This is a genomic window from Mesorhizobium silamurunense (genome assembly GCF_014843905.1).
Lineage (GTDB): Bacteria > Pseudomonadota > Alphaproteobacteria > Rhizobiales > Rhizobiaceae > Mesorhizobium > Mesorhizobium silamurunense.
In genome coordinates this window covers 63,673-87,437 of record NZ_LPVS01000032.1, presented here as the reverse complement: position 1 = coordinate 87,437, position 23,765 = coordinate 63,673, and the positions used below count along the sequence as shown (strand labels likewise).

At 64.7% G+C, this 23,765-nt stretch carries 26 protein-coding genes; 5 read left to right on the top strand and 21 right to left on the bottom strand.

All coding sequences use genetic code 11. From position 1 onward, the window contains the following. Nucleotides 1-593: 593 nt before the first annotated feature. The 9 genes from ftsH to ybgC form a co-directional block, all read right to left on the bottom strand. Nucleotides 594-2,528: an ATP-dependent zinc metalloprotease FtsH gene (ftsH, locus tag AU465_RS08505; RefSeq protein WP_192245811.1), complete on the bottom strand. Its 1,935-nt coding sequence runs from the start codon at nt 2,526-2,528 to the stop codon at nt 594-596. A 105-nt stretch (nt 2,529-2,633) separates the two neighbouring features. Beyond that, entirely contained in the window at nt 2,634-4,025 is a 1,392-nt protein-coding gene (gene tilS, locus AU465_RS08500) for a tRNA lysidine(34) synthetase TilS (protein ID WP_192245809.1), read from the bottom strand. A 51-nt stretch (nt 4,026-4,076) separates the two neighbouring features. Beyond that, nucleotides 4,077-5,225, bottom strand: a complete 1,149-nt coding sequence (ybgF, locus tag AU465_RS08495) for a tol-pal system protein YbgF (RefSeq protein ID WP_192245807.1) — start codon at nt 5,223-5,225, stop codon at nt 4,077-4,079. A 191-nt stretch (nt 5,226-5,416) separates the two neighbouring features. Further along, a complete protein-coding gene (gene pal, locus AU465_RS08490) occupies nt 5,417-5,923 on the bottom strand; it encodes a peptidoglycan-associated lipoprotein Pal (protein ID WP_192245805.1) in 507 nt (168 codons plus the stop codon). 248 nt (nt 5,924-6,171) lie between these two features. Then, nucleotides 6,172-7,452: a Tol-Pal system beta propeller repeat protein TolB gene (gene tolB, locus AU465_RS08485; protein ID WP_246505927.1), complete on the bottom strand. Its 1,281-nt coding sequence runs from the start codon at nt 7,450-7,452 to the stop codon at nt 6,172-6,174. 80 nt (nt 7,453-7,532) lie between these two features. Beyond that, nucleotides 7,533-8,687 carry a cell envelope integrity protein TolA gene (gene tolA, locus AU465_RS08480; protein WP_192245801.1) on the bottom strand — a complete coding sequence of 385 codons (1,155 nt, stop codon included), beginning with the start codon at nt 8,685-8,687 and terminating at the stop codon, nt 7,533-7,535. A gap of 7 nt (nt 8,688-8,694) precedes the next feature. After that, nucleotides 8,695-9,156, bottom strand: coding sequence for a protein TolR (gene tolR, locus AU465_RS08475; protein WP_127857324.1), 462 nt, complete (start codon nt 9,154-9,156; stop codon nt 8,695-8,697). Nucleotides 9,157-9,165: 9 nt separating this feature from the next. Then, nucleotides 9,166-9,876, bottom strand: a complete 711-nt coding sequence (tolQ, locus tag AU465_RS08470; RefSeq protein WP_126097447.1) for a protein TolQ — start codon at nt 9,874-9,876, stop codon at nt 9,166-9,168. Nucleotides 9,877-10,163: 287 nt separating this feature from the next. Further along, nucleotides 10,164-10,637, bottom strand: coding sequence for a tol-pal system-associated acyl-CoA thioesterase (gene ybgC / locus AU465_RS08465; protein ID WP_192245799.1), 474 nt, complete (start codon nt 10,635-10,637; stop codon nt 10,164-10,166). A gap of 127 nt (nt 10,638-10,764) precedes the next feature. Between ybgC and AU465_RS08460 the strand changes: the two genes are divergently transcribed. Next, nucleotides 10,765-12,015 (top strand): glycoside hydrolase family 5 protein, encoded by a 1,251-nt coding sequence (locus AU465_RS08460; RefSeq protein ID WP_192245797.1) that lies wholly within the window; start codon nt 10,765-10,767, stop codon nt 12,013-12,015. A 5-nt stretch (nt 12,016-12,020) separates the two neighbouring features. Here AU465_RS08460 and AU465_RS08455 read toward each other — a convergent pair whose 3' ends face one another. From AU465_RS08455 to rcdA, 9 genes are all read right to left on the bottom strand, one after another. After that, entirely contained in the window at nt 12,021-12,923 is a 903-nt protein-coding gene (locus AU465_RS08455; protein WP_192245795.1) for a metallophosphoesterase, read from the bottom strand. Nucleotides 12,924-13,056: 133 nt separating this feature from the next. Further along, nucleotides 13,057-14,094, bottom strand: coding sequence for a Holliday junction branch migration DNA helicase RuvB (gene ruvB, locus AU465_RS08450; protein WP_192245793.1), 1,038 nt, complete (start codon nt 14,092-14,094; stop codon nt 13,057-13,059). After that, entirely contained in the window at nt 14,091-14,495 is a 405-nt protein-coding gene (locus tag AU465_RS08445; RefSeq protein WP_192245791.1) for a type II toxin-antitoxin system VapC family toxin, read from the bottom strand. The genes ruvB and AU465_RS08445 overlap by 4 nt, the downstream gene beginning before the upstream one ends. Further along, nucleotides 14,492-14,779 (bottom strand): AbrB/MazE/SpoVT family DNA-binding domain-containing protein, encoded by a 288-nt coding sequence (locus AU465_RS08440; protein ID WP_192245789.1) that lies wholly within the window; start codon nt 14,777-14,779, stop codon nt 14,492-14,494. Before AU465_RS08440 ends, AU465_RS08445 begins: the two co-directional genes overlap by 4 nt. 68 nt (nt 14,780-14,847) lie before the next feature. Beyond that, the gene (ruvA, locus tag AU465_RS08435; RefSeq protein ID WP_192245787.1) at nt 14,848-15,468 is read right to left on the bottom strand and encodes a Holliday junction branch migration protein RuvA; all 621 of its coding nucleotides are present in this window, start codon (nt 15,466-15,468) and stop codon (nt 14,848-14,850) included. A 10-nt stretch (nt 15,469-15,478) separates the two neighbouring features. Beyond that, complete coding sequence (locus AU465_RS08430; protein ID WP_192245785.1) at nt 15,479-15,898, bottom strand: type II toxin-antitoxin system VapC family toxin; 420 nt, start codon at nt 15,896-15,898, stop codon at nt 15,479-15,481. Further along, nucleotides 15,876-16,145: an AbrB/MazE/SpoVT family DNA-binding domain-containing protein gene (locus AU465_RS08425; RefSeq protein WP_192245783.1), complete on the bottom strand. Its 270-nt coding sequence runs from the start codon at nt 16,143-16,145 to the stop codon at nt 15,876-15,878. Before AU465_RS08425 ends, AU465_RS08430 begins: the two co-directional genes overlap by 23 nt. Before the next feature lie 58 nt (nt 16,146-16,203). Then, entirely contained in the window at nt 16,204-16,713 is a 510-nt protein-coding gene (ruvC, locus tag AU465_RS08420; protein ID WP_192245781.1) for a crossover junction endodeoxyribonuclease RuvC, read from the bottom strand. A gap of 89 nt (nt 16,714-16,802) precedes the next feature. Continuing rightward, on the bottom strand, nt 16,803-17,333 hold the full coding sequence (rcdA, locus tag AU465_RS08415; RefSeq protein WP_192245779.1) for a protease adaptor protein RcdA: 531 nt from the start codon (nt 17,331-17,333) through the stop codon (nt 16,803-16,805). Nucleotides 17,334-17,865: 532 nt separating this feature from the next. Between rcdA and AU465_RS08410 the strand changes: the two genes are divergently transcribed. Beyond that, nucleotides 17,866-18,417: a DUF2269 family protein gene (locus tag AU465_RS08410; protein ID WP_192245777.1), complete on the top strand. Its 552-nt coding sequence runs from the start codon at nt 17,866-17,868 to the stop codon at nt 18,415-18,417. A gap of 40 nt (nt 18,418-18,457) precedes the next feature. Here the strand turns inward: AU465_RS08410 and AU465_RS08405 are convergent, their stop codons facing one another. Beyond that, entirely contained in the window at nt 18,458-19,228 is a 771-nt protein-coding gene (locus tag AU465_RS08405) for a sulfite exporter TauE/SafE family protein (RefSeq protein ID WP_192245775.1), read from the bottom strand. A gap of 182 nt (nt 19,229-19,410) precedes the next feature. Between AU465_RS08405 and AU465_RS08400 the strand changes: the two genes are divergently transcribed. Beyond that, nucleotides 19,411-19,869, top strand: a complete 459-nt coding sequence (locus AU465_RS08400; protein WP_192245773.1) for a GNAT family N-acetyltransferase — start codon at nt 19,411-19,413, stop codon at nt 19,867-19,869. Between the two features lie 15 nt (nt 19,870-19,884). Here AU465_RS08400 and AU465_RS08395 read toward each other — a convergent pair whose 3' ends face one another. After that, entirely contained in the window at nt 19,885-20,613 is a 729-nt protein-coding gene (locus tag AU465_RS08395) for a class I SAM-dependent methyltransferase (RefSeq protein ID WP_192245771.1), read from the bottom strand. Between the two features lie 249 nt (nt 20,614-20,862). Between AU465_RS08395 and AU465_RS08390 the strand changes: the two genes are divergently transcribed. Both AU465_RS08390 and AU465_RS08385 read left to right on the top strand, forming a co-directional pair. Next, complete coding sequence (locus AU465_RS08390) at nt 20,863-21,510, top strand: thiamine phosphate synthase (RefSeq protein WP_192245769.1); 648 nt, start codon at nt 20,863-20,865, stop codon at nt 21,508-21,510. A gap of 1 nt (nt 21,511) precedes the next feature. Continuing rightward, nucleotides 21,512-22,657, top strand: a complete 1,146-nt coding sequence (locus AU465_RS08385) for a tetratricopeptide repeat protein (protein WP_312891225.1) — start codon at nt 21,512-21,514, stop codon at nt 22,655-22,657. Between the two features lie 7 nt (nt 22,658-22,664). Here the strand turns inward: AU465_RS08385 and AU465_RS08380 are convergent, their stop codons facing one another. After that, nucleotides 22,665-23,681 (bottom strand): zinc-dependent alcohol dehydrogenase family protein, encoded by a 1,017-nt coding sequence (locus AU465_RS08380; protein WP_192245767.1) that lies wholly within the window; start codon nt 23,679-23,681, stop codon nt 22,665-22,667. Between the last annotated feature and the right edge of the window lie 84 nt (nt 23,682-23,765).

Below are 23,765 nucleotides of genomic sequence, written 5' to 3'. Positions count from 1 at the left end.
TCGCCTTCGCTGCAGCCTTCATCTTCTGGATCAATGAGTCCTGACCCTAGTCAAAAAAGGCCCGCGCATCGCAAGGTACGCGGGCCTTTTTTGTTGGGCGATGCCAGGAGGGCCGCAGGCTGAGAAGCGCCGGCGGCGACGCCGAGGTACGCGGGCCTTTTTTGTTGGGCGATGCCAGGAGGGCCGCAGGCTGAGAAGCGCCGGCGGCGACGCCGCCAATCTCCCCCCTTGTGGGGGAGATGTCCGGCAGGACAGAGGGGGGCGCGAAGGAACTCGACGCTGACTTCCTAACGCCCCCGTTGTGAAGGAGAGGCTGAGAGGGAATTGCCGTATGAGGGCCCCTCTCTCCGGCCGCTTCGCGGCACCTCTCCCTCGCTTTCAGCGTGGGCGAGGAACCCCAAGACTTGACATGCCGGCGGGACAGCGCCCCCCTCTGCCCTGCCGGGCATCTCCCCACAAGGGGGGAGATTGGCTGTCGCGCCGGCTTTCGCCAAACGCCAACGTCGCAGGAATGACTCGCAAACCCTCTGCGACCTCCCAAACAAAACGCCGCGGCAGTGGCCGCGGCGTTCTTTGGTAGTTATCTTCCAGAATTAGCCCTGCGGCTGCGGCTCCATGCCGCCTTCGGGCTCGGGGCCCTTCTTGCGGCGGCCGCCGGTGCCGGCCTTCGGCACGGCCGAGCCACGGCTGGGCGGCGTGTCGTCGCCAAGGTCGCGGGCGGGCTTGTGGCCGGCGATCAGCTGCTTGATCTCCTCGCCGGTCAGCGTCTCGTATTCGAGCAGCCCTTCGGCCAGCGCGATCCAGTCCTTCTTCTTCTTGGTCAGGATGGTCTTGGCCGTCGAATAGGCATCGTCGATCAGCCGGCGCACTTCGGCATCGATGATCTGCGCCGTCTCTTCCGAAATGTTCTGCGTGCGCGCCACCGAATGGCCGAGGAAGACCTCTTCCTGGTTGTCGCCATAGGCGACATGGCCGAGCTTGTCGGAGAAGCCCCAGCGCGTGACCATGGCGCGCGCCAGCTTCGTCGCCTGCTCGATGTCGGAGGAGGCGCCGGAGGTGATGTTCTCCTTGCCGAACTTGAACTCCTCGGCGACGCGGCCGCCCATCATGATCGCGAGCCTGGAGATCATGTATTTGTAGCTCATCGAATAGCGGTCGCCTTCCGGCAGCTGCATGACCATGCCGAGCGCGCGGCCGCGCGGGATGATGGTCGCCTTGTGCAGCGGGTCGGCCGTCGGCACGTTGAGCGCCAGGATGGCGTGGCCGGCCTCGTGATAGGCGGTGAGCTCCTTCTCGGCCTGCGTCATCGCCGACGAGCGGCGCTCGGCGCCCATCATGATCTTGTCCTTGGCGTCCTCGAACTCGGCCATGGTGACGAGCCGCTTGTTGCGGCGCGCCGCCATCAGCGCGGATTCGTTGACGAGGTTCATCAGGTCGGCGCCGGAGAAGCCCGGCGTGCCGCGCGCGATGACCTTGAGGTCGACATTGGGCGCCAGCGGAACGTTGCGCACATGCACCTTGAGGATCTTTTCGCGCCCGACGATGTCGGGGTTCGGCACCACGACCTGGCGGTCGAAGCGGCCGGGTCTCAGCAGCGCCGGGTCGAGCACGTCGGGCCGGTTGGTGGCGGCGATCAGGATGATGCTTTCGTTGGACTCGAAGCCGTCCATCTCGACCAGGAGCTGGTTCAGCGTCTGCTCGCGCTCGTCATTGCCGCCGCCGAGGCCGGCGCCGCGATGACGGCCGACCGCGTCGATTTCGTCGATGAAGATGATACAGGGCGCGTTCTTCTTGGCCTGGTCGAACATGTCGCGCACACGGCTGGCGCCGACGCCGACGAACATCTCGACGAAGTCCGAGCCGGAGATGGTGAAGAACGGCACATTGGCTTCGCCGGCGACCGAGCGGGCGAGCAGCGTCTTGCCGGTTCCGGGAGGGCCGACCAGAAGCACGCCGCGCGGGATCTTGCCGCCGAGGCGCTGGAACTTCTGCGGATCGCGCAGGAACTCGACGATTTCCTCAAGGTCTTCCTTGGCCTCGTCGACGCCTGCGACGTCCTGGAAGGTGACGCGGCCATGCGCTTCGGTGAGCAGCTTGGCCTTCGACTTGCCAAAGCCCATGGCGCGGCCGGAGCCGGACTGCATCTGGCGCATGAAGAAAATCCACACGCCGAGGATCAGGATCATGGGCAGCCACGAGATCAGGTAGCCGAACAGCGAGTTGGAGCCGTCGGTTTCAGGCCGGGCGTTGATGGTGACGTTCTTGTCCTGCAGCCTCGAGACCAGCGACGGATCGCCGGGCGAATAGGTCTGGAAGCCGTTGGCGTTGTCCGTGTAGTTGCCCGAGATGCGGGCGCCTGCAATGGTCACGCTCTTGACCCGGCCGGACGCGACATCCTGCAGGAACTGCGAATAGGCAATCTCGCTGGAAGCGCCGCGCGTCTGCGGCGTCTGGAAAAGGTTAAACAGGGCGATGAGCAGGACCGCTATGATCGCCCAGAGCGCGAGGTTGCGATAGTTCGGATTCATCTATTGTCCTGTTGGCGTCCGCGCGCGGACCCACGATGATGGAGGAGGCTTGGGCCTAACATAGGGAGAGCGCCTCCCCTTGCCAAGCATAACAGCACGCCTCGGTTAAGCTTTCGCCCATGCTCCGCCGCGATCATGGCCGCGAAAAGGCAATGGCGGCAGCGGCGGCGCGCCGATCAGCGTGGCGACCGCTGCCGCGGGCTTGAGATCGAAGGCCGGCAGGAAGCGGGCGAAAGGCGACACCACCGGGACGATTGCCATTGGCGACGCCGGGGCGTCACCGCCAGCAAAATCAAGGCGTTCGCCGCCGCGCCACAGCGCGGGTTCTGCGGCGAGCGCCCTGCGCAGCACGCTTGCCGGCACGCCACCTTCCGGGGCAAATCGTTTGGCGGCGGCAGGCCCTACAGGGGCGATCACCAACCCGCCCGATCTGTCGCTCAATGTGATCCTCCGCCGACCGTCCCAAAGGGCCTGGTCCTTTGCCGGAACGGCGGGCAGATTGCGGGCCTCGCGATGCAGAAAGATGCCGGTCCGGCGCGCATCGACCACTGTCCGCGACAATGTGGCGCAAAGCGCCCCGGACCGGAGACGCTCGAACAGCGCCCGGCAACGTGCCTCCTCGACGAGGAACGAGACGCCGCCGACCGTGGCGAGCAGGATGCGCAGCGCATAGACGGCCGCTTCGCTGTCTTCGCCATTGGCGAGATCGCGATCGAGGCGGATGAGCCCTGAAGCCGGGCTGTCGGCAAGGGCGCCGATCAGCGCGGCCGCGCGACGGCCGAGGTCCTCGCGCTCGGCGGCTGCGTGCCCGGCCTTGGCGATTACTTGCGCAAAGCGCGCTTCGCCGTCGTCGCCTGCAAGCGCGATGCGCATGCGCGGCCGCTCGAAACGCCGGTCGACATTGGTCGGATCCTCGGTCCAGCCGATGCCGCGGCGCTCCAGCATCTCGCGCAATACCGCGCGGCGCGTGCCGAGCAGCGGTCGGGCGATCCATGTACGCCAATCGTAGAGCGTGGCGGGCGCCATGCCGGCCAAGCCGCGGCCGTCGCGCGCATCCTCGTCGCGGGCCTTCTCTTCACGAGCTTGCCGCATCAGCACGGTCTCCGCCTGGTCGTCGGCGGTGTGGCCGGTCAGGATCAGGCGGATGCCTTCTGCCTCCGCCGCCTCGGCCAGCAGCCGATAGCGCGCCTCGCGCGCGGCGGCGGGAAGGCCCGCCGACGGCTTGCCGCCGGACCAGATGAGCGTGCGATGCGCGATGCCGTGCTCGGCGCAGAGCCGGGCCACCGCTTGCGCTTCGGCTGCCGAACCTGGTCTCAGGTCATGATCGATCGTCACCGCAAGCAGCCTTGCCGCGGGCAGGGTTCGGTCGAGGTGGTGCTTGAGGAGAAGGAGAAGGGCGGTCGAGTCGCTGCCGCCGGACACGGCTGCAACGGCGCCGGTGGAAAAGTCGAAGTCTGAAAAAAGGTCGTCCGAAAGGTCAGGCCCGGTGCCGAGCATCAGTGCATGTCGCCCAAAAGTGATCCCGGTTTCGGGACAGCGACATGCAAGCTAGCACGACGCCAGCGCCTTTTCCTGCTTGATGCGCTCCTTGAGCGTGCCGGAAACATCCGGATAGCGCTTGCCGATCTCGCTGAAGGTGGCGCAGGCCACGTCGTTCTGCTTGAGGCCGACCAGCGACACGCCGAGCTTCAACAACATGTCGGGCGCCTTCTTGGCCTTCGGATAATCCTTGCTGGCGGCAAGGAAAACCTCCGCCGCGTCGCGGTATTTCTGCTGGCCAAGCAGGGATTCGCCCAGCCAGTAATGCGCGTCCGCCGCCTTGGCGTCCTTGGGGAAGCGGGAAATATGATCGCGGAACCCCTGCTCGGCGGTGGGATAGTCGCCAGACAGGATGAACTGGTAGGAGTTGCGGTAGAGCTCGTCCGGATCGTTGGTGGAAGGCAGTGCCGCAACCACCGTGCCACCCGACTTGTTCTTGCCGCTCTTGGCCGGACTCTCGGCGGTCGGCGCGCTCGCCGTGGCCGCCGGAGCCTCGGCCGGGGCGCTCGCCTGCGCGCCGGGTTCGGCGTTAACGACATTGCCGTTCTTGTCGACCTTGATGGTGCCGAAGGTCTTCGGCGGCGCGCCGGTGATCAGCTTGCCCGGGTCGCCGGCCTGCGACTCGACGATGACGTCGCCGACGCTCTTGCCGCCGCCGTCCTGCGCAGCCGCGCCGGCCGGAGCTTGCGTCGCCGGGGCTTGGGCGCCGGTCTCGGTACCGCTGTCGCCGGTGCCCGCATCGCCCATACTCGTGTTGCCGTTGCTGGTATTGCCATCCTGCGGCGCGGTCTCGGATTTCTTCTGCCCGGCGGGCTTGGCGCCCTGCGAGCCGCCTTCGAGCTGCTGGAAGCGGAACTCGTTGTCTTCCTGCTGCTTGCGCATCTGCTCCTGCATTTGCAGGATCTGGAAATTGAGCTCCTCGATCTTGCCGTTCATCTGGCGCAGTTGATCTTCCAGACCGGTCATGCCGGCGCCGTCCTGCTGCGCCAGCTGCGCCGGCTCGGCCTTCTTCTTGTCGCCGAAGATGCCGAGCGTCGGCAGGTGGAAGGTGAACCCGCTGTCGGAAGATTGCCCGCTGTCCACCGGGGCGGCGACGCCTGCGATGCTTGATACGAGCAGCAGCGCAAGCGTGCCGCTCAGGACCGTTCTGAAATGCATTCTATCTCTCGCCGTGAAACCTGTTGGCCTTGATGCGCCTTTCCAAATCGGAATGGGAGGAAGCGCCCTCGCGCTCTTAGCAGGACGCGAGACTTCGGCCAAATTTTGTTTCAAGCGGTCGCATATGAAAAAGGCAGCCCTGAGGCCGCCTTTCATGCCGCGATGTTGTATTTTTGCCGCCTGACGAAACGTCAGGAGCCGGCGCCGGAGAGCGTGGTGACGGCGCGGCGGTTCTGCGACCAGCACGAGATGTCGTCGCAGACGGCGACCGGGCGTTCCTTGCCGTAGGAGATCGTCTTCAGACGATTGGCCCCGACGCCCTTGGAAACCAGGAAGTCGCGGGTGGCGGCGGCGCGGCGGGCGCCCAGCGCCAGATTGTACTCGCGCGTGCCGCGCTCGTCGGCATGGCCTTCGATGACGATGGCATATTGCCTGTACTGGTTGAGCCACTGCGCCTGGCGCCCCAGCGTCGTCTGCGCGTCGGCGCGGATCGACGAAGAGTCGGTGTCGAAGAAGATGCGGTCGCCGATGTTGACGGTGAAGTCCTGCGCCGAGCCGGGCGTGGCGGCGCCGGCGCCATTCAGGCCGAGATCGGCCGCGCTGTTCGGGGTCTTCTTCGAGGCGCAACCGGTGATGGCGAGGGCCGCCACCAGCGCGATCATTGCCGGGTTTCTGGTAAGTGCTGCGATACGGCCCATGCCGCCTCTCCTTCGCATTCGAGTGATTTCGTTGATCACCCAGTAACCACGTTTGGGTTAACCGCGGTTCAAGAAACACAGTTAATATTTGGTTTCGGCCGCCGTCCTCGGCCATCCCGCCAGGCGCCCAAGATGCGCGGACCGTAGGCGGAAATGCGGCCAAAACGCGACCAAGACGTGAAAAAGCGGGATTTCGGCCCGCTTCTTCAGTTCTTCAATTCCTCAGTTCTTCAATTCCCCACTTCCCCTCACTCCAGCAACGGCGACCAGGCCGGATCCGAGGCGAAGTTCGACGTCGGGATCTGCTGCTCGTTGCGGCCGGTGAGATCGACCGTGACCAGCTTCGGCCCGCCGGCGGAGTCGCGGAAGAACATCAGCACGCGGCCGTTCGGCGCCCAGGTCGGCCCCTCCTGCTGGAAGCCGGAGGACAGGATGCGCTCGCCCGAACCGTCGGTCTTCATGACGCCGATCTGGAATTCGCCGCCGCTCTGCTTGGTGAAGGCGATGAGGTCGCCGCGCGGCGACCATACCGGCGTCGAATAGACGCCGTCGCCGAAGGAGATGCGGTGCGGGTTGGAGCCGTCGGCGCCCATGACGTAGATCTGCGAACGGCCGCTGCCGCCGCCGCGGTCGGAGGTGAAGACGACCTGCGAGCCGTCCGGCGAATAGGACGGCGAGGTGTCGATGGCGACCGAATTGGTGAGCCGCGTGGTCGTGCGGCTTCTCAGATCCATGGCGAAGATGTTGGAGTTGCCGTCGTCGCGCAGCAGGCTCATGATCACCTTCTGGCCGTCGGGCGAGAAGCGTGGCGCAAACGTCATGCCGGGAAAGTTGCCGACCAACTCGCGCTGTCCGGTCTCGATCTGCAGCAGATAGACCTTCGGCTGTCCGCTCTCATAGGACATGTAGGTGATTTCCTGCCGGTTCGGCGAGAAGCGCGGCGTCAGCACGATGGAGCGGCCGTCCGACAGGTAGCGCACATTGGCGCCGTCCTGGTCCATGATGGCGAGCCGCTTCTTGCGCGCGTTCTTGGCGCCGGATTCATCGACGAAGACGACGCGCGTGTCGAAGTAGCCCTTCTCGCCCGTGAGCCGTTCATAGATCGCATCGGCGATGATATGGGCGACGCGCCTGGTGTTGGCATCATTGGCGAAGAACTGCTCGCCCGCCATCTGCTGGCCGGCAAACGTGTCCCACAGCCGGTATTGGGCGCGGATACGGCCGTCGGCCTCCTTGCCGACGCTGCCCGTCACCAGCGCCTGCGCATTGATCACCTTCCAGTCGTCGAAGCGCGGCGTGGCGTCCGGGCCCGAGATCTTCTCGATGAAAGCGCTCTTGTCGATCGGCGCGAACAGGCCGGAGCGCTTCAGGTCGGCGGTGACGATCTCCGTGATCTGCGCGCCGAGCGCATCGCCGGACTGGAAATCCGTGATAGCGATCGGCAGCGGCTCGACATTGCCCTTGTTGACGTTGAGCTCGACGAGCGCCCAGGCCGGCAAGGTGGCGCCGGCCGTCATACCCAGCGCCATGGCTGCAATCGTCAGGAGCGGCTTGAGGAAAGATCTCATGTCTTCTCGCTTCTCTTCTTTGATGGCTCGGATGCCCGGCCCTAGAGGCCAAGCATCTCCCTTGGGTCGAAGGTGACCCGGATGTCGTTCCAGATGTCCTGCTTGCCGGCAGGAACCTGCAGGCCGGCCACATCGCATTTTTGAACCGCGCGCACGGCGCTTTCGTCGAACTGCCGATTGCCGCTCGACTGCTCGACCGACGGACGGCCGTCGAGCTTGCCGTTGGTATCGAGATTGAACCGGACCACGACGACGAAGTTCTCCGAACCTTCCAATCCGACAGGCAAGGTCCAGCAACCGCTGAGCTGATTTTCCAGCGCGCCTTGCTCGGACTTGGAAAGCTTCTGACCCTGGTCCTTCTCGCCGCCGAGCGACGACTGCTGCGTCGAGCGCTTGGCGCCGCCGCCGGACGGCTTCTGCTTGTCGAGCAGCGCGGAAATCTCGTCGGCGTTGAACTGCTTCTCATCCGACTTCGGCTTCGAGGAGGCCTCCTTGACCGGCTTTTCCGCGTCCTTGCGTTCCGGCGCCTTGGCGCTCTCGGCCGGAGCCGGCTGCGGCTTCGGCCGCGCCTCGGGTGCCGGAGCGGAGTCCGGAAGCTTGGCCTCGTCGGTCGGCTGTTCCTTGGCGATCGCCTCGGCGACGGCGTCCGGCTTCACCTCTTCCTTCTGGATGGCGGCGGTCGTGTCCTTCGGCGGCGCGGGGGTCGGCTCCTTGGCCGGCGTCGGCTTGGGATCCGTCTGCTTGACCGGCTCGGGCTTGACCTCTTCCTTCGGCGCCGGCGTCGGCGCCACTTCGGTCGCAGGCACCGGCTTCGGTTTTTCCTGCGGCTTCGGCACGTCCTCGGCGGCGGGCTTTTCGGTCGGCGTCGGCGCCGGCGGCGGCGCGGACGTCTTCTCGACCGGCTTCGGCTTTGCCTCGTCCGTCACCGGCTTGTCGGTGTCGACGCTGTTCTCGCCGACCTTCTGGGCATCGGGAACGATATCCGGGCGTTTGGTCGGCAGCGGCGCCGGCTTCTCATGCATGACCGCTTTCTTGTCGCCCTGCAGCGTCTGCGCGATGGCCTCCATCGGCACGATGTCGACCGCCACCGACTCCACGTCGCTGGCCGGCATCGCAGGCGGCGAGGACAGCGTGAACAGCCCGAAGGCCAACGCCACCGCATGCAAGATGACCGATGTGGTGAGGCCGGTCCTCATTTTTCGTCTACTGGTCCTGTTCCTGCAGCGAAACCAGGCCGATGTTCTTGTAGCCAGCCGCCGAAATGCGGGCCATGACCTTCATTGCGGTGCCGTAGTCCGTCGACTTGTCGCCGCGGATAAAGATGCGCTCGTCGTAACCCGTCTTCGAGATCGCCTGCAGCTTCGCCACCAGCTCCTCGATCGGGATCTCGGTTTCCTGCAGGTAGATCTGGCCGGTCGCGTTGATCGACACGGTGATCGGCTGCGTGTCGACATTCATCGCCTTGGCCTGTGTGTCCGGCAGGTCGATCGGCACGCCGACGGTGAGCAGCGGCGCCGCGACCATGAAGATGATCAAAAGCACCAGCATCACGTCGACCATCGGCGTGACGTTTATTTCCGACATCAGGCCATGATGGCGGCCACGGCGCCTGTGGCCGCGTCCGCCTCGCCCTATGCCACCTGCGCTAGCAGCAGACATCCCCATGATCGTACCTCAGGCCTTCTGCGCGACTTTTTCATCGATTTGGCGCGAGAGTATGGCGGAGAACTCGTCCGCGAACCCTTCCATGCGCACCGCGATCTTGTTCGCATCCGACGACAGCTTGTTGTAGGCGATGACCGCGGGAATGGCCGCGAGCAGGCCGATGGCCGTCGCGAGCAGCGCTTCCGCAATGCCGGGCGCCACGACCGACAGGCTGGTGTTCTTCGAGGCGGCAATCGCCTGGAAAGATGTCATGATGCCGATGACGGTGCCGAAAAGGCCGATGAAGGGTGCGGCCGAGCCCGTGGTGGCGAGGAAGCCGAGGCGTCCTTCCAGCCTTTCCATCTCGCGCGTCAGCGCCAGGTCCATCGCCTTGTCGATGCGCGTCTGCAGCGCCAGCGCCGATTTTGCGCCCTTTTCAAAACTCTTTTTCCATTCGCGCATGGCGGCGACGAAGATCGCGCCCATGCCGGTGGTCTTGCGGTCTGACAGCGTGCGATAGAGGTCTTCGAGCGACTGCCCCGACCAGAACACCTGCTCGAAGCGGTTGAGCGCCAGCCGCATGCGGCTATAGGCGACGAGCTTGTCGATGATGATCGCCCAGGTCCAGATCGAGGCGCAAAGCAGGCCGATCATGACCAGCTTGACCACCCAGCCGGCCTGCATGAACAAGGCCCATATCGACAAATGCGCGCCCGGGTCGGCGAGTGCAATGTTTTCCATGACTACGTCCTTAAGATTTTCCGGGCATCGCTGGCGGCTGGCCCATGGGCATCCCTTTGGTCCGATCGCGCGAAGCTTGAAGCTTGCGGGATAAGCCCCGAATGCACCGTTTCGCGGCCTTTTCAGGGCAAATATTGGTGAAAGGAAGGCGCACGAATTGCGCCGATCTTCACCAATTCCTTCATGAACCGTTATGGTTAAGGATGGGTTAGGATATGAAGCGCGGCGCATTGCCGCGCCCCGCCGGCAAGCCCTATGCCTGCAGCCGTCCGGTTAGTGTCCCGAGATCAATCGCTTGCCTTCGGCATAAAGGCGGCGATCCATTCCTTGGGAAACCGCCTCGGCCGGCCGTTCTCGCCGATGATCGCGGCTTCGACCTTCGCCTCGACCAGCACTTCGCCGCCGCGCTTCAATTGCTGCGCCATGAAGATGCGGGCGCCCGAAATGTCCTCGGTGCGCGTATCGATGGTGAGGATGTCGTCCATGCGCGCCGGTGTGCGGAAGTCGATCTCCATGCGTCTGACTACCCAGACGATGCGCTCGCCATGCTTGCCATCCAGAAGCTCAGTGTGATGGACACCGGCTAACCGCAGGTAATCCGAGCGGCCGCGCTCGAGGAATTCCAGATAGCGCGCGTGATAGACGACGCCGGAGAAATCGGTGTCGGCATAGTAGACCCGGGCCATCAGGCGATGGCCGAATTCCGTCAGCGCTCCGGAAAGCCCGGCGCTGAGTGCCGCGGATTCACCACGATCGTCCATTGCGCTTTCCTTTTCTGGCCCGAACGGGCACCTAAAGCCCGATGGACTTTAGGCAATTTCTTTCGTGCATGTCGTTATCCCAAAACCGCTGCATGCTTTTGGGCGACACGCACTGCGCGGGAACCGGATGGCACTGTTGGGCTCGATGATCAAGACCTCGATCGCGGCGCTGCTCGCGCTCGCCGCCCTGGCATTGCCGTGCCAGGCGGCGACGTTCTCGATGAAGCGCGGCCTCAATCTCGACCAGTGGACGACCTGGACCGGCGAGGAGAAATGGAACGACCCGGACGCCATCCTGCCCTATCCGGAATGGCGCAAATTCCTGAAGGAGGATGACCTCAAGGCGCTGAAGGATGTCGGTTTCGATTTCCTGCGCATGCCGGTCGATCCCTCGCCCTTCCTGTCCGGCGAGACGCTTGCGCTGCGCGACGACCTCTACGCCAGTGTGCTGGACTCGGCGCGCATGATCAACCGCGCCGGGCTGAAAGTGATCGTCGACCTGCATCTCATCCCGGCCGGCGGCAGCCGCAAGATCGGCATGGGCGAGGTGATGGACGATCCCGCAACCTTCGACGCCTATGTCGAGGTCGTGCGCAAGATGGCGCATACGCTGTCGCAAGAAGACCCAGGCCGGGTCGCCTTCGAGCTGATGAACGAGCCGATCGTCGATTGCGGCGAGAACGGCACGAACCTCTGGCCGGACCGCCAGAAGAAATTGTTCGCGGCGGCGCGATCTTCCGCCACCTGGTTGACACTCATCCTCACCGGCGGCTGCTATTCGAACGCGGCCTCGCTGGCGAAGATCGACCCGAAGGCGATACCCGACGACAACATCATCTGGACTTTCCACTCCTACGACCCGTTCCTTCTGACGCATCAGGGCGCGACCTGGGCCGGTGACTTCATCCGCTACGTCACCGGCCTTCCCTATCCTTTGACCGCGGTGCCGCGCGCTCGGCTCGATGTGGCGCTGGAGACGATCCGCGACCGGATCAAGGCCGAGGCGCCATGGACGCGCCGCAGCAGCATGCTTGCCTATCTCGACGAGCAGGTCGCCAGCATGGACAGCCCCGACAAGCTCGTTGGCCAGATGGATGCGCCGTTCAAGACCGTCGAGGACTGGGCGAAAGCCAACGGCATCAAGCCGCAAGACATCACGCTGGGTGAATTCGGCATGATCCGCCAGGAATATGGCAATGCCTATGTGATGCCTGCCGAATACCGCGCCGCCTATGTCAGGGACATGATCGCGCGCGCCGAGGCGCATGGCTTCTCCTGGTCGGTATGGGGCTATGGCGGCGCCTTCGGCATCGTCGGTGCCTTCGACGGCGACAAGGCCGAGCCCAACGTGATGGACGCGATCAGATCGCTTCGCTAGGCGGCCTAGCCCAAATCGATCTGCAGGATTTCGGGCCGCACACCAAAGCGCACCGGCACGATGCTGAAGCCGAGCCCGCCGGAAACGATCAGGTTGCGGTCGTTCTCGACAACATGGCCATAGGCGTAGCGGTTGCCGAACTCGGACGGCACCACCGGCGAATAGCCGAACACCCGCACCTGCCCGCCATGGGTGTGGCCGGACAGCGTCAGGGAAACCCGCCACGGGACTTTCGGGAAGATGTCCGGCTCATGCGCGAGCAGGATGACGGGCGCGCTGTCGCTGACCTTGGCGAGCGTGCCGCCGAGATCGTCCAGGCCCTTGAAGCCATGACGGCCCAGGGCTTTGCTTGGCCGGATCGCCAGCTGGTCGGCAAGTCCGGCGATCCAGAAGCCGTGCCCGTCTTTCTCCAGCCGCACGACGTCGTTTTCCAGCACCGGGATGCCGACGCTCTCCAGTGCCTTGCGCGCGGCCGTCGGCCCGGCTTCGGCCCGCTGCGCTGCGTGGTCGTGCCACCAGTCGTGATTGCCGAGGATCGAGATCACGCCGAGCGGTGCCTTCAGCCCTGAAAGAGCGGAGGCCCAATCCGGTGCGGACACGTCGGCCGTCACCAGGCGCATTCCGTCGACATAGTCGCCAAGGAGCACGATCAGGTCCGGCTGCAAGGCATTTGTCTTTTCGACCAGCGAGGCGATCCGCTCCGGCGTCATCCAGGGATGGCAGGCGTGGATGTCGGCAAGTGCGACCATACGGAGCTTTAGCCCGGGCGGCCAGTGCGGCGGCGTCAGGGTGTAGCGCTTCACATGCGTCAAAAGCATCGGCTCGACACCGACCGCATAGGCGCTGAGCGACACCATCGACAGGAACGAGCCGCCGATGAGGCGCAGGAAGCCACGTCTGGTGATCATCAGCTGGCCCAAGCCCCTTGGGATTCCATCAACCAGCTTGTCTTAGACGCGGCAATTGTGCCTTCACCTTGGCGGAGCGACGGAGATTTGCGCAGACAGGCCGTTCCACGCGCGCCCGACGAACAAATGTCCGTTACTCTTCCTGAAACAGGCTAATCTGCTGCTGCGCGAGGTCCTTCGGCGCGTCGAGGCCGAGATGCCGCCAGGCATTGGCGGTCAGCACGCGGCCGCGCGGCGTGCGCTGGATGAAGCCCTGCTGGATGAGATAGGGCTCGATAATGTCCTCGATGGCGTCGCGCGGTTCCGACAGCCCAGCCGCGATCGTCTCGATGCCGACCGGCCCGCCGCCGAAATTGCGGGCGATCATCGAGAGATACCGGCGGTCGAGCGCGTCCAGGCCGAGCCCGTCGACTTCGAGCCTCGTCAGAGCCTCGTCGGCAATGCGCTTGTCGACATGGCCGTCTCCGGCGACGGAGGCGAAATCGCGCACCCGGCGCAAGAGCCTGCCGGCGATGCGCGGCGTGCCGCGGGCGCGGCGAGCGATCTCCAGCGCGCCGTCGTCGCCGAGCGGCATCGAGAGGATGCGGGCGCCGCGGCGCACGATCTGCTCCAGTTCCTCGACCGTGTAGAAATTGAGCCTGACCGGAATGCCGAAGCGGTCGCGCAGCGGATTGGTCAAAAGCCCGAGCCGGGTCGTCGCGGCGACCAGCGTGAAGCGGGCGAGATCGATCTTGACCGAGCGCGCCGCAGGCCCCTCGCCGATGATCAGGTCGAGCTGGAAATCCTCCATCGCCGGATAGAGGATCTCCTCCACCGCCGGATTGAGCCGGTGGATCTCATCGATGAAGAGCACGTCGCGCTCCTCGAGGTTGGTGAGCAGCGCGGCCAGATCGCCTGCCTTGGCGATGACCGGCCCCGAGGTCGAGCGGAAGTTGACCCCGAGCTCGCGCGCCATGATCTGCGCCAGCGTCGTCTTGCCGAGCCCGGGCGGGCCGACGAACAGCACATGGTCGAGCGCCTCGCCGCGGCTCTTGGCGGCGTCGACGAAGACCTTGAGGTTGGCGCGAACCGCCGCTTGGCCGACGAATTCGTCGAGCGACTGCGGCCGCAAGGTCTGGTCGGCATCCTCGCCGCGCTTGTCTGGGGCAATGAGGCGGGGCGAAAGGTTCATCCGAGCAGCTCCATGCCGACAATTGACTTTGCTGCGCGCTGATCGAACGTGACAGAGTGCGAGCAACCCAGATTTCGATTGTGCTCCGCGATCAGTGCGTCGGCAAAGTCCACCTGCGGTGAACTCGATCGTTCGAGCGCGACCACGATGGCATCGAAATCCTCGAAAGCCAGTGTCTTGACTTTCAGCAGCCTCTGGATTGCCGCCTGCACCTGCTCTTTCGGCATCCTATAGCGCGAAAGCAGAGACCAACTGAATTCGACCAGGACGATCAAACTCACAAAGCCGGGTTCTTCCTCGTTGAGATCCTTGCCAAACGCAAGGGCTCTTGCCCTTTGCTCCGCATCATCGTTCAACACCATTCGAAGCAAAACGTTGGTATCGATGCCTATCGACGTCACTCGCCGCCGCCCTCTTGCCCACCCCGAGGCTTGTCACCGACTACATGTCGGCCGACGGCATCCCGCACTGCGGCGTCAATCTCTTCCAGCGAGGCTGGGCCGCCGGGCGGATCGCCCAGAAATCCAGCGAGGTCGGCAAAATCGAGATTGCGCGGTGTCCCGACCAGATAGCCATCCACAACCGTCCAGGCGATCATGTCGCCGGTCTTGAGCGACAACGCGTCCCGAACGTCCTTTGGAATTGTAAGCTGGCCCTTCGACGTGAGACTGGCGAATGCACCCATTTCCTTACTTTCCGAAAAATTTCTTACCATCTATATGATAGTCGGAATTTCTTTTTCCAGCAATCACCTCATCGCGCGAGCTCCTTCAGGCCGAAACGGATCAGCTTCGAGGCATCCGCCCCCTCGCCGGCTGATTTCAGCGCTGCCGAAACCGCGTTGGCGGCGATGTCGCGCGAATAGCCGAGATTGACCAGCGCCGATACGGCATCGGTGATCGGCGCAGGCGCCACGCCTTCGCCGAGCTCCTGTCTGAGGCCGATCGTGCCGTTGCCGGGGCCGCCATAGGCCGGAGCCTTGTTCTTCAACTCGGTGACGATGCGCTCGGCCACCTTCTTGCCGACACCCGGCGCGCGGGAAACCATGGCGATGTCGCGCAGCGCGATCGCATTGGCGAGGTCGGCCGGCGCCAGCGTCGACAGCACCGCCAGCGCCACCTTGGCGCCGACGCCCTGCACATTGTTCATCAAGAGGCGGAACCATTCGCGCTCGAGCGCGCTCTGGAACCCGTAGAGCCGGATCATGTCCTCGCGCACGTAGGTCTCGATGAACAGCACCACCGCTTCGCCAGGCGACGGCAGCGACGCTAGTGTGCGGGCCGAGCAATGGGCGACATAGCCGACGCCATGCACGTCCACGACGCAGGAATCCTCGTCGATCTCATCCAGCGTGCCTTTCAGCTTGCCGATCATGTCCTGGCTTTCATGGGTGCGTTTCCGGAGAGATGATCTCGAGGTCGGGAAAATAGCTACGATACCGAGCGGGGTCGCGCGTCAAAAGACGGTGCCCGGCAACGGCGGCATGAGCGCCAATGAAAAAGTCGGGCAGCGTCCGCTCCCGAACGCCGCCGGCGCGGCGGTAACGGGAGTGCGCGACACCGGCCACAAATGCCGCTTCCCACGGCACAAGCTCACGGTCGATCTCAAGCATGTCGGCCGCTCTTTTAAGCTGCGCCTCCGTCGCGATCAGCGGGGCAAGTTCGGACCAGACTATTGTGTTTACTACCAACGCGCCTTCGCGCCGACAGGAGGCGACGGCGTTGGCCGACCATTCCGTCGAGGATCCGCCCGGCCCCCAGACGTCGATCAGCACATTCGTGTCAATCAACGTCGAGATCTTCACGCGGCCCCCTCAGCCATTCCACATATTCATCGGCGGTCATGTCCTTGAGATTCAAGATCCCCACCATGCTGGCGAGAGTATCCCTGAACCTGCGGGACGCTTCCTCTTCCGAAAGGTTTTCGTTGACGGCGACAAGCCGAGCGCCATCGTTCGTTGCCAAGAACTCGACTTCGGAACCGGGACCAATTCCCAAATGGTCCCTTATCTGCTTGGGGATCGTCACTTGCCCCTTGGTGGTCACGCGCATGTAATACCTCGTAGGTATTACTTACTTACTTCCTCGCCGCGAACAAGTCAAGAACAGGCTATCCCACAACAGCCATCCGGTAGGCGACGCTCTGGCGGTGATGCGCGTGGCAGATGGCGATGGCCAGCGCGTCGGCCGCGTCATCGGTCTCGAACACCGCCTTCGGCATTAGCACCTTCACCATCATGTGGATCTGCTTCTTCTCGCCATGGCCGACGCCGATCACGGCTTTCTTGACCGCGTTGGGGGCATATTCGGCGACAACCAGCCCGGCGCGCGCCGGCACCAGCATGGCGATGCCGCGGGCCTGGCCGAGCTTGAGCGTCGCTGTGGCATCCTTGTTGACGAAGGTCTGCTCGACCGCCGCTTCATGCGGCATGGCCTGATGCAGCACCTCGGCCAACCCGTCATGCAACTGGCAGAGCCTTACCGCGAGCGATGCCTTGTCGTCGGAGCGCACGGTGCCGGATGCGACGAAGCGCAAAGAATTGCCGAGACTCTCGACGATGCCCCAGCCGGTGCGCCTCAGCCCCGGATCGATGCCGATGATGCGAATCACTTCCCCCATGCGCCAAGTCTAACCTCGGCGCATGGCGATGCCAGCGAATTGTGAACAAACCAGAAACGGCTTTGCGCCCGTCGGCGCGGAACTGCCGGTTAGCCGCGTGCGAAGGCCGTGTTCAGCAGACTAATCTGGTCGGAAACCGGGTTGGCGCGGCGGCCGGCGGCCGGCGCGTCGTTCATGGCGCCGCCGTAGATTTCTTCGTCCATGCGCTTTACCAGCGCCTGCAGACGCAGCGACCGGCTCACCAGGTCCAGGAATTCCTTCGGCAGCTCGTTCCAGCCCAGCGCCTCGTCATGCGCGGAAGCGGTGTCGAGCCGCACCTTGGATTTCTCCGAAGCGACCTGGTCGCGGGTCATCTCGCCGGAATTCGCCGCCCGCTGCAGAAGCAGCCAGGAAGCGACCTGCATCAGCCTGGTGGTGAGCCGCATCGATTCGGCCGCATAGAGCGTCGCCGCCGTGCGCGACAACTTCTTGGCTTCGAGCCTGCCCTTGCCGTCGAGATATTCGGCCGCCTGTTCAACCAGGCCCATGCCCTCCTGGTAAAGCGGCTTGAAGGATTGGGAGAAAACCCGGCGTTCCGCGAGTTTTATGGTTTTCGCGCTGCCTTTCGAAGGCTCGGTCATCGATACGCCCCTGCACTGCCGCAAGCCGATTCGGCATCCTTGCCGATACGTCCTGCACCCTTAAACGACTGAGGCTTGAAAATGCGCTTCGATGCCCATGAAGGCAAGCGCATGTTTAACAAACGGTTAACGCCGGGCCGCGCCCCTGGCCTTCCGCCGGCGGACAAAAAAAGAGCCGCGGATAAGGCGGCTCTCAGGAGTTTAACAGGGAGGCGTCAAACAAAGTGGCTCCAACCACTCGGTAAGAATCCAGACAAACTGGATGGTCGTAGTAAACGCCTGTAAAGCTTAATGAAGCCTTAACGCCGGGCGGAATTTTTGTCCGAACGGGCCTTCCTGTGCCGGAACGGGACGGGTCAGCTCTGTCTGCTCGACGCGCGCAAACCGGATTTTCGGCTGCTGATCGCAGCGCCGAAACATGCTGGCCGCCGCCGCGACATCGTTCCGAAACACGCCCCGCGCTAAACGCCGGCTCCTCTCAACGGTCGGCGCAATCGCCGCCGCCGCAAATCAAGAAATCCAGGAGCACACCATGGACTGGTACTCGATCGTCAAATTCCTTCACGTCGTCTCGGCCATCCTGTGGGTCGGCGGCGGCTTCGTCCTCTTCCTGCTCGGCATGCTTGCCGAGCGTGCCGGCAACATCGAGGACAAGCTGCAGGCGATGCGCGCCAGCGGTGAGCTCGGCGGCCGCTTCTTCGCGCCGATGTCGATGCTCACGCTGATCTTCGGCCTCATCATGTGCGGCTTCTGGGTCGGCTTTTCCGAGTTATGGATCGTCATCGGCCTCGCCGGCTACGCGACGACCTTTTCGATCGGAATGCTCGTCTTCAAGCCGACCGGCGAGCGGATGGGCGCCATGGTCGCCAAGGAAGGCGTGACGCCTGCGGTTCTCGCCATCGGCCAGCGCATGATGAGCTGGGCGCGTTTCGACTATGCGGTGATGCTGGTGATCATCGCCGACATGGTGCTGAAGCCTACGCTCCACGACATCGGCATCCTCGCCGGCATGACGCTGGTGGTGGCGGCCGGCGCGGCGCTCGCCCTTGGCGGCGGCCGCCAGATGGTGCCAAGCGCGGCCTGAGACCGCGATTGCAGGGGCGGCTGCTGAGCCGCCCCATCTGTTACATAAGTCCGGCGATACCGTCCCAGAGCAGCTTGACCGCCACCACCGCCACCGTCGCGTAGGTGAACGGATAAAAGACTTCCGGCCGCATGCGGCGCACCAGCCAGGCGCCGGCGATGGTCGAAAGCGGCGCCAGCGGCATCAGCACCGCCGAGGCGGTGAGGTTGGTGGCGTCGAACTGGCCGAGCGCGAAATAGGGAACGAGCTTCAGCGCATTGGTGGCGGCGAAGAAGATCGCCGCCGTCCCCGACAGCACCTTCGGGTCGAGCCGGACCGGCAGCGCGTAGACTTGGAACGGCGGGCCGCCGACATGGGCGACGAAGCTGGTGAAGCCGGCAACCGTGCCCCAGAAGGCCGCGGCGATTCGGTTCGGCTCCGCCGCATGGTGGGCGCCATGGCGGAACTGCAGATAGATCCAGCGCAGGACGAAGATCAGCGCGACGGCGCCGACGATCAGCCGCACCATCTCCTCGGTCACCAGGGCCGCCGTCAGCCAGCCCAGGCCGATGCCGATGACAGCGCCCGGCATCATGTCGATCAGCATCCTGCGGTCATAGACACCCCACCATGTCCACACCGAAACGATGTCCATCAGGCAAAGGATCGGCAGCAGGATGGCTGCGGCCTGCACCGGCGGAATGGCCAGCGCCATCGGCGGCACGCCGACGAAGCCGACGGCGCCGCCGAAGCCGCCCTTCGACAGGCCGACGAGGATGACCGCCGGAATGGCCGCGGCATAGAACAAGGGATCGCTGAGCAGACCTGACATAGGATGGGAACGGCTGGAGGTGGCGGGAGAACCTGCAATAGACCACAAAGCGGAAGAGCGCGATAGCCGATGCGCCCCGTCGGCAGGCCGGCGAGATCAACTGTCCGTAACCCAGCCTTCCCGGTTTGCGGCAAGCGGCGGGGCCATGCATAAAGTCGCCGGCCCAGCCCGAGGTTTTGACAATGAGCGAAGTCCAGATCCGACGCGCGGAGAAAGCCGATCTCCCGGCGATCGTCGCGATGCTCGCCGATGACGCGCTTGGCCGCGCCCGCGAGAATGCGAGCGTGCCTTTGGCGCAAGCCTATCAGGATGCCTTCGCGGCGATCGACGGCAACCCGAGCCAGTTCCTGGCGGTGATGACGGACGGCGCCGAGGTCATCGGCACTCTGCAGATCAGCTTTCTTCCAGGGCTGTCGATGCGGGGCGCCTGGCGCGGCCAGATCGAGGCGGTGCGTGTCGCGGCGAGCCGGCGCGGCGAAGGGCTGGGACAGCGCCTGCTGGAATGGGCGATCGAGAAATGCCGCGAGCGCGGCTGCAGGGTCGTCCAGTTGACGACCAACAAGAGCCGGCTCGACGCCCACCGCTTCTACGAACGGCTCGGCTTCAAGGCCAGCCATATCGGCTACAAGCTGGACCTCTAACCCGCCGCAGGGCCTTCATCGCCTCGCCTGAACAAGGAGGAACATCGGCCGCTCGAGCTCTTCGGCCAGTTCCGGCCTGGCGGCGATCTGCGCATCCGTCGGACAGAATTCCTCCACATGTCCGATGGTGAAGCCGGCCTTGATCAGGCGGTTGAGCGTGGTGCCGATGGTGCGGTGATGCTTCACCACACCCCTGGTCAACCAGTCGGTCGTGCGCGGCCCCTCGATCAGATACCGATCGACGGGCCAAGTCTTTTTGCCCGCGGCATCGACGGACCAGCCCGGATTGGCCGGGGCCATGTAGATCGGGTGCTCCGTGGAGAAGACGAAGGACCCGCCGGGAACCAGAGCCTGATGGAGCGTCGCGAACAGCCGCGCGACATCGCCGACATAGTGCAGGGCAAGCGAGCTGTAGGCGAGGTCGAAGCACGCCTTCGGCAGGCTGAGCTCGTCGAGGTCGCCCCGCTCATAGGTGATGGCGTCGTCGGCGCCGGCGGCGCGCGCCCGGGCAAGCATCTTCTCCGACAGGTCGAGGCCGAGAACCTCCCTGGCTCCTTGCGCGCGCGCCCAGCGGCAGAACCAGCCGAAGCCGCAGCCCAGATCGACAATGCGCGCACCATCGACTTCCGGCAGCATGGCGCGCAACGCCGGCCACTCGGGCGCGCCATCCAGACCTTCCACCGAACGGCCGAGGCGGCTGTAGCCTTCGAAGAAATCAGCCTGATCGTAGATGTTTTGCGCCATGCTCTTTCCGTGCTTTCGTTTGCCAACCTAGCGGACGTCTCATTGGCTTCCACTGGGGACTTCCATCGGGGGCTTCCACTGGGTTTCCACAGGCCGTCTGCCAGTCCCCGAAATTGGCGCAAGCCGCCGCTGTCGCGATGCATTTCGGCGGCTATCTTCGCAGGCCTCCTGTTCAAGCCAGGCGCTTTGCTCTATGCCGCAATGCAACCATCTTCGCCCGGCATAGGCGAGAACCGGGATCGAAGACCGATGAATGAAGCAACGCCGCCCAACCGCTGCCGCATCGTGCTGATCGCGCCGCCGCTTGCGACGGCCGAGCACATCTGCGCGGCGTTCGACGGTGGCGATATCGCCTCGCTGATCCTGCCTGACAACGGCATGGACGATGCCGCCTTCCAGGCCTTCGCGGAGAAGATCGTGCCGGTCGCTCAAGCCGCCGGCATCGCCGTCATCATCGCCGGCGACAGCCGCATCGCCGGCCGCGTCCACGCCGACGGCATCCATGTCGAGGCAAACCGCCGGGAGCTCGCCGAGACGATCGAGCGCCTGGCAGACAAGATGACGGTCGGCGCCGGCGGCGCCAAGACCCGCGACGAGGCGCTGGGCCTCGGCGAGGAGCGGCCCGACTACATGTTCTTCGGCCGCTTCGGTTACGACAACAAGCCGGAGCCGCATCCACGCAACCTCTCGCTCGGCGAATGGTGGGCGCAGATGATCCAGATCCCCTGCATCGTGATGGCCGGGTCCGAGCTCGCCTCGGTGGAGACTGTAGCGGCCACAGGAGCCGAATTCGTGGCGCTCTCCAGCGCCGTCTTCGCCGAGGGACTCGATCCGCGCGCGGCGATCGCCGCCGCCAACGCGCTGCTCGACGAAACCGCGCCGCGCTTCGAGGACTGACGTGCGCTGGTCCCGGCTTTCCTTCACGGTCTTGGCCGCTGCCTTGACGATCCAGGCGGCCGCGGCGGCGGGCACGGAAACCGTGCCGGTGCCGCAGCCCAGGCCGGACACGAGCACACCGGGCACGAGCGCGCCAAACACAAGCCCTCCCAATACGGGCGCTCCCAATACGGTCGCCCCTGTTACAAGCGCCCCGAATACTGGCGCCCCGAATGCCGGCGCGGTCCATGCCGACAAGCCGATCGAAACACAGCTGCCGCAGCCGGCAACGCTTCAACCGCCATCGGCCGATACCGTCAATCCCGATCGCTTCGGCGCCAAGCCGCCGGACGCCGCCTACGGCGCCTTCCAGCGCGGGCTCTATAAGACCGCCTACAACCTTGCCATGGTCCGGGCCAAGAACGGCGACCCCGCGGCCCAGACGCTGGTCGCCGAGATCCTGTCGCGCGGGCTGGGCGTTCCGCTCAACGCGGCAGAGGCCGCGAAATGGTATGGGCTCGCCGCCGAGCAGGGCGTGCCGGAAGCGCAGTTCCAGTATGCGCTGATGCTGCTCGACGGCCGTTATGTGAAGAAGGACGACAAGGAAGCCTATGCGCTGATGCAGGCCGCCGCCGAGGCAGGCAACCGCCTGGCCCAGTTCAACTTCGCGCAATTGCTCGTCCAGCAGGATCCGGGCGATGCCGGCCTTGGCAAGGCGGCCGTCTACTATGAACGCGCCGCCGGCACCGGCCTTGCCGACGCCGAATACGCGATGGCGCAACTCTACGCCAACGGCGCGGGCGGCAAGCTGCGCGACGACGCCAAGGCACGCGTCCTGTTGGCGCAGGCCGCCCGGCAGAACTACGACACCGCGCAGATCGATCTCGCCGCTTGGATGATCGAGGGGCGCGGCGGCGGGCGCGATCTGAAATCGGGCTTCGCCTGGATGAAGCGGGCGGCCGAGGGCGGCAACGTCGCCGCCCAGAACCGCCTCGCCAAGCTCTATATGGGCGGCATCGGCACCGACCCGGACCTGATCCTGGCCGGAGCCTGGTATATCGTCGCCCGCCGCGCCGGACTGATCGACCCGCAGATGGACGATTTCCTGCAGGGCCTCGACGACGGCCAGACCAAGCAGGCGCTGCAGAAGGCGAACCGGCTGCCTTAACACCGCCTTATAGCGTGTGATCGAGCACCACCTTGCCGAAAGGCGAGCCGTGCTCGAGGTACCGAAGCGCGTCCGCCGCCTCTTGCCAGGGAAACACCCTGTCGATCACCGGCCGCAGGCCATTGACCGCAATCGCCCGGTTCATCGCCTCGAAGGATTCGCGTGAGCCGACCGGTATGCCGCGCGCCCTCACCTGGCGACGGAAGATGTCGAGCGGATTGATCGCCCCTTCGCTGCCGCCGAGATAGCCGATGACGTTGATCTGCGCGCAGCGCGCCGCTGCCTTGAGCGACTGCGCGAAACTCTGCGGGCCGCCCACTTCGATGATATGATCGGCGCCGCGCCCATCGGTCAGCTCCAGCACAGCCGACCCCCAATCCGGGTTGTTGCTATAGTTGACGCCGTCATGCGCGCCGAGTTCCTTGGCTCGGGCAAGCTTCTCGTCGCTGCTCGAGGTGACGATGACGCGGGCGCCGGCTGCCTTGGCAAATTGCACGGCAAACAGCGACACGCCGCCGGTGCCAAGGCTGAGCACAGTCTCACCAGGCCTCAGATTGCCTTCGGTGAACAGCGCATGCCAGGCGGTCACGCCGGCGCAGGCCAGCGTCGCTGCCTCGATGTCGCTAAGATGAGAAGGAGCAAGAACCGCGGCCTGCTCATCCAGCCGAGCCAATTCGCTGAGCATCCCGTCGATCGGGCCGCCACGTTGGTAGGAAGCCTCGGCCATGACGAAGCTGCCGCCCACCCAGCGCTGCCAGAACGTGCCGCATACGCGGTCGCCGACCTTGAACCGGCTGACCTCCGCGCCGGCGGCCACCACCTCGCCGACACCATCGGAAAGCGGCACCAGCGGCAGGGCGAAAATCGTGTGATAGCTGCCGCGCACGATCTCGACGTCGCGGTAGTTGAGCGCGCTCGCTTTGACCCTGATGATGATTTCCTGACGACCCGGCTTCGGCATCGGCCGTTCGACCATCCTGAGGTTTTCAATGCCGCCGGGAGCTTGCAATTCGATCGTGCGCATTTGGTTTTCCTTCGCTGAGTGCGTCGGAAGAGAAATCGCTTGCGCGACATCGGATTTCAAATTCATAATATTCACAATTATTAT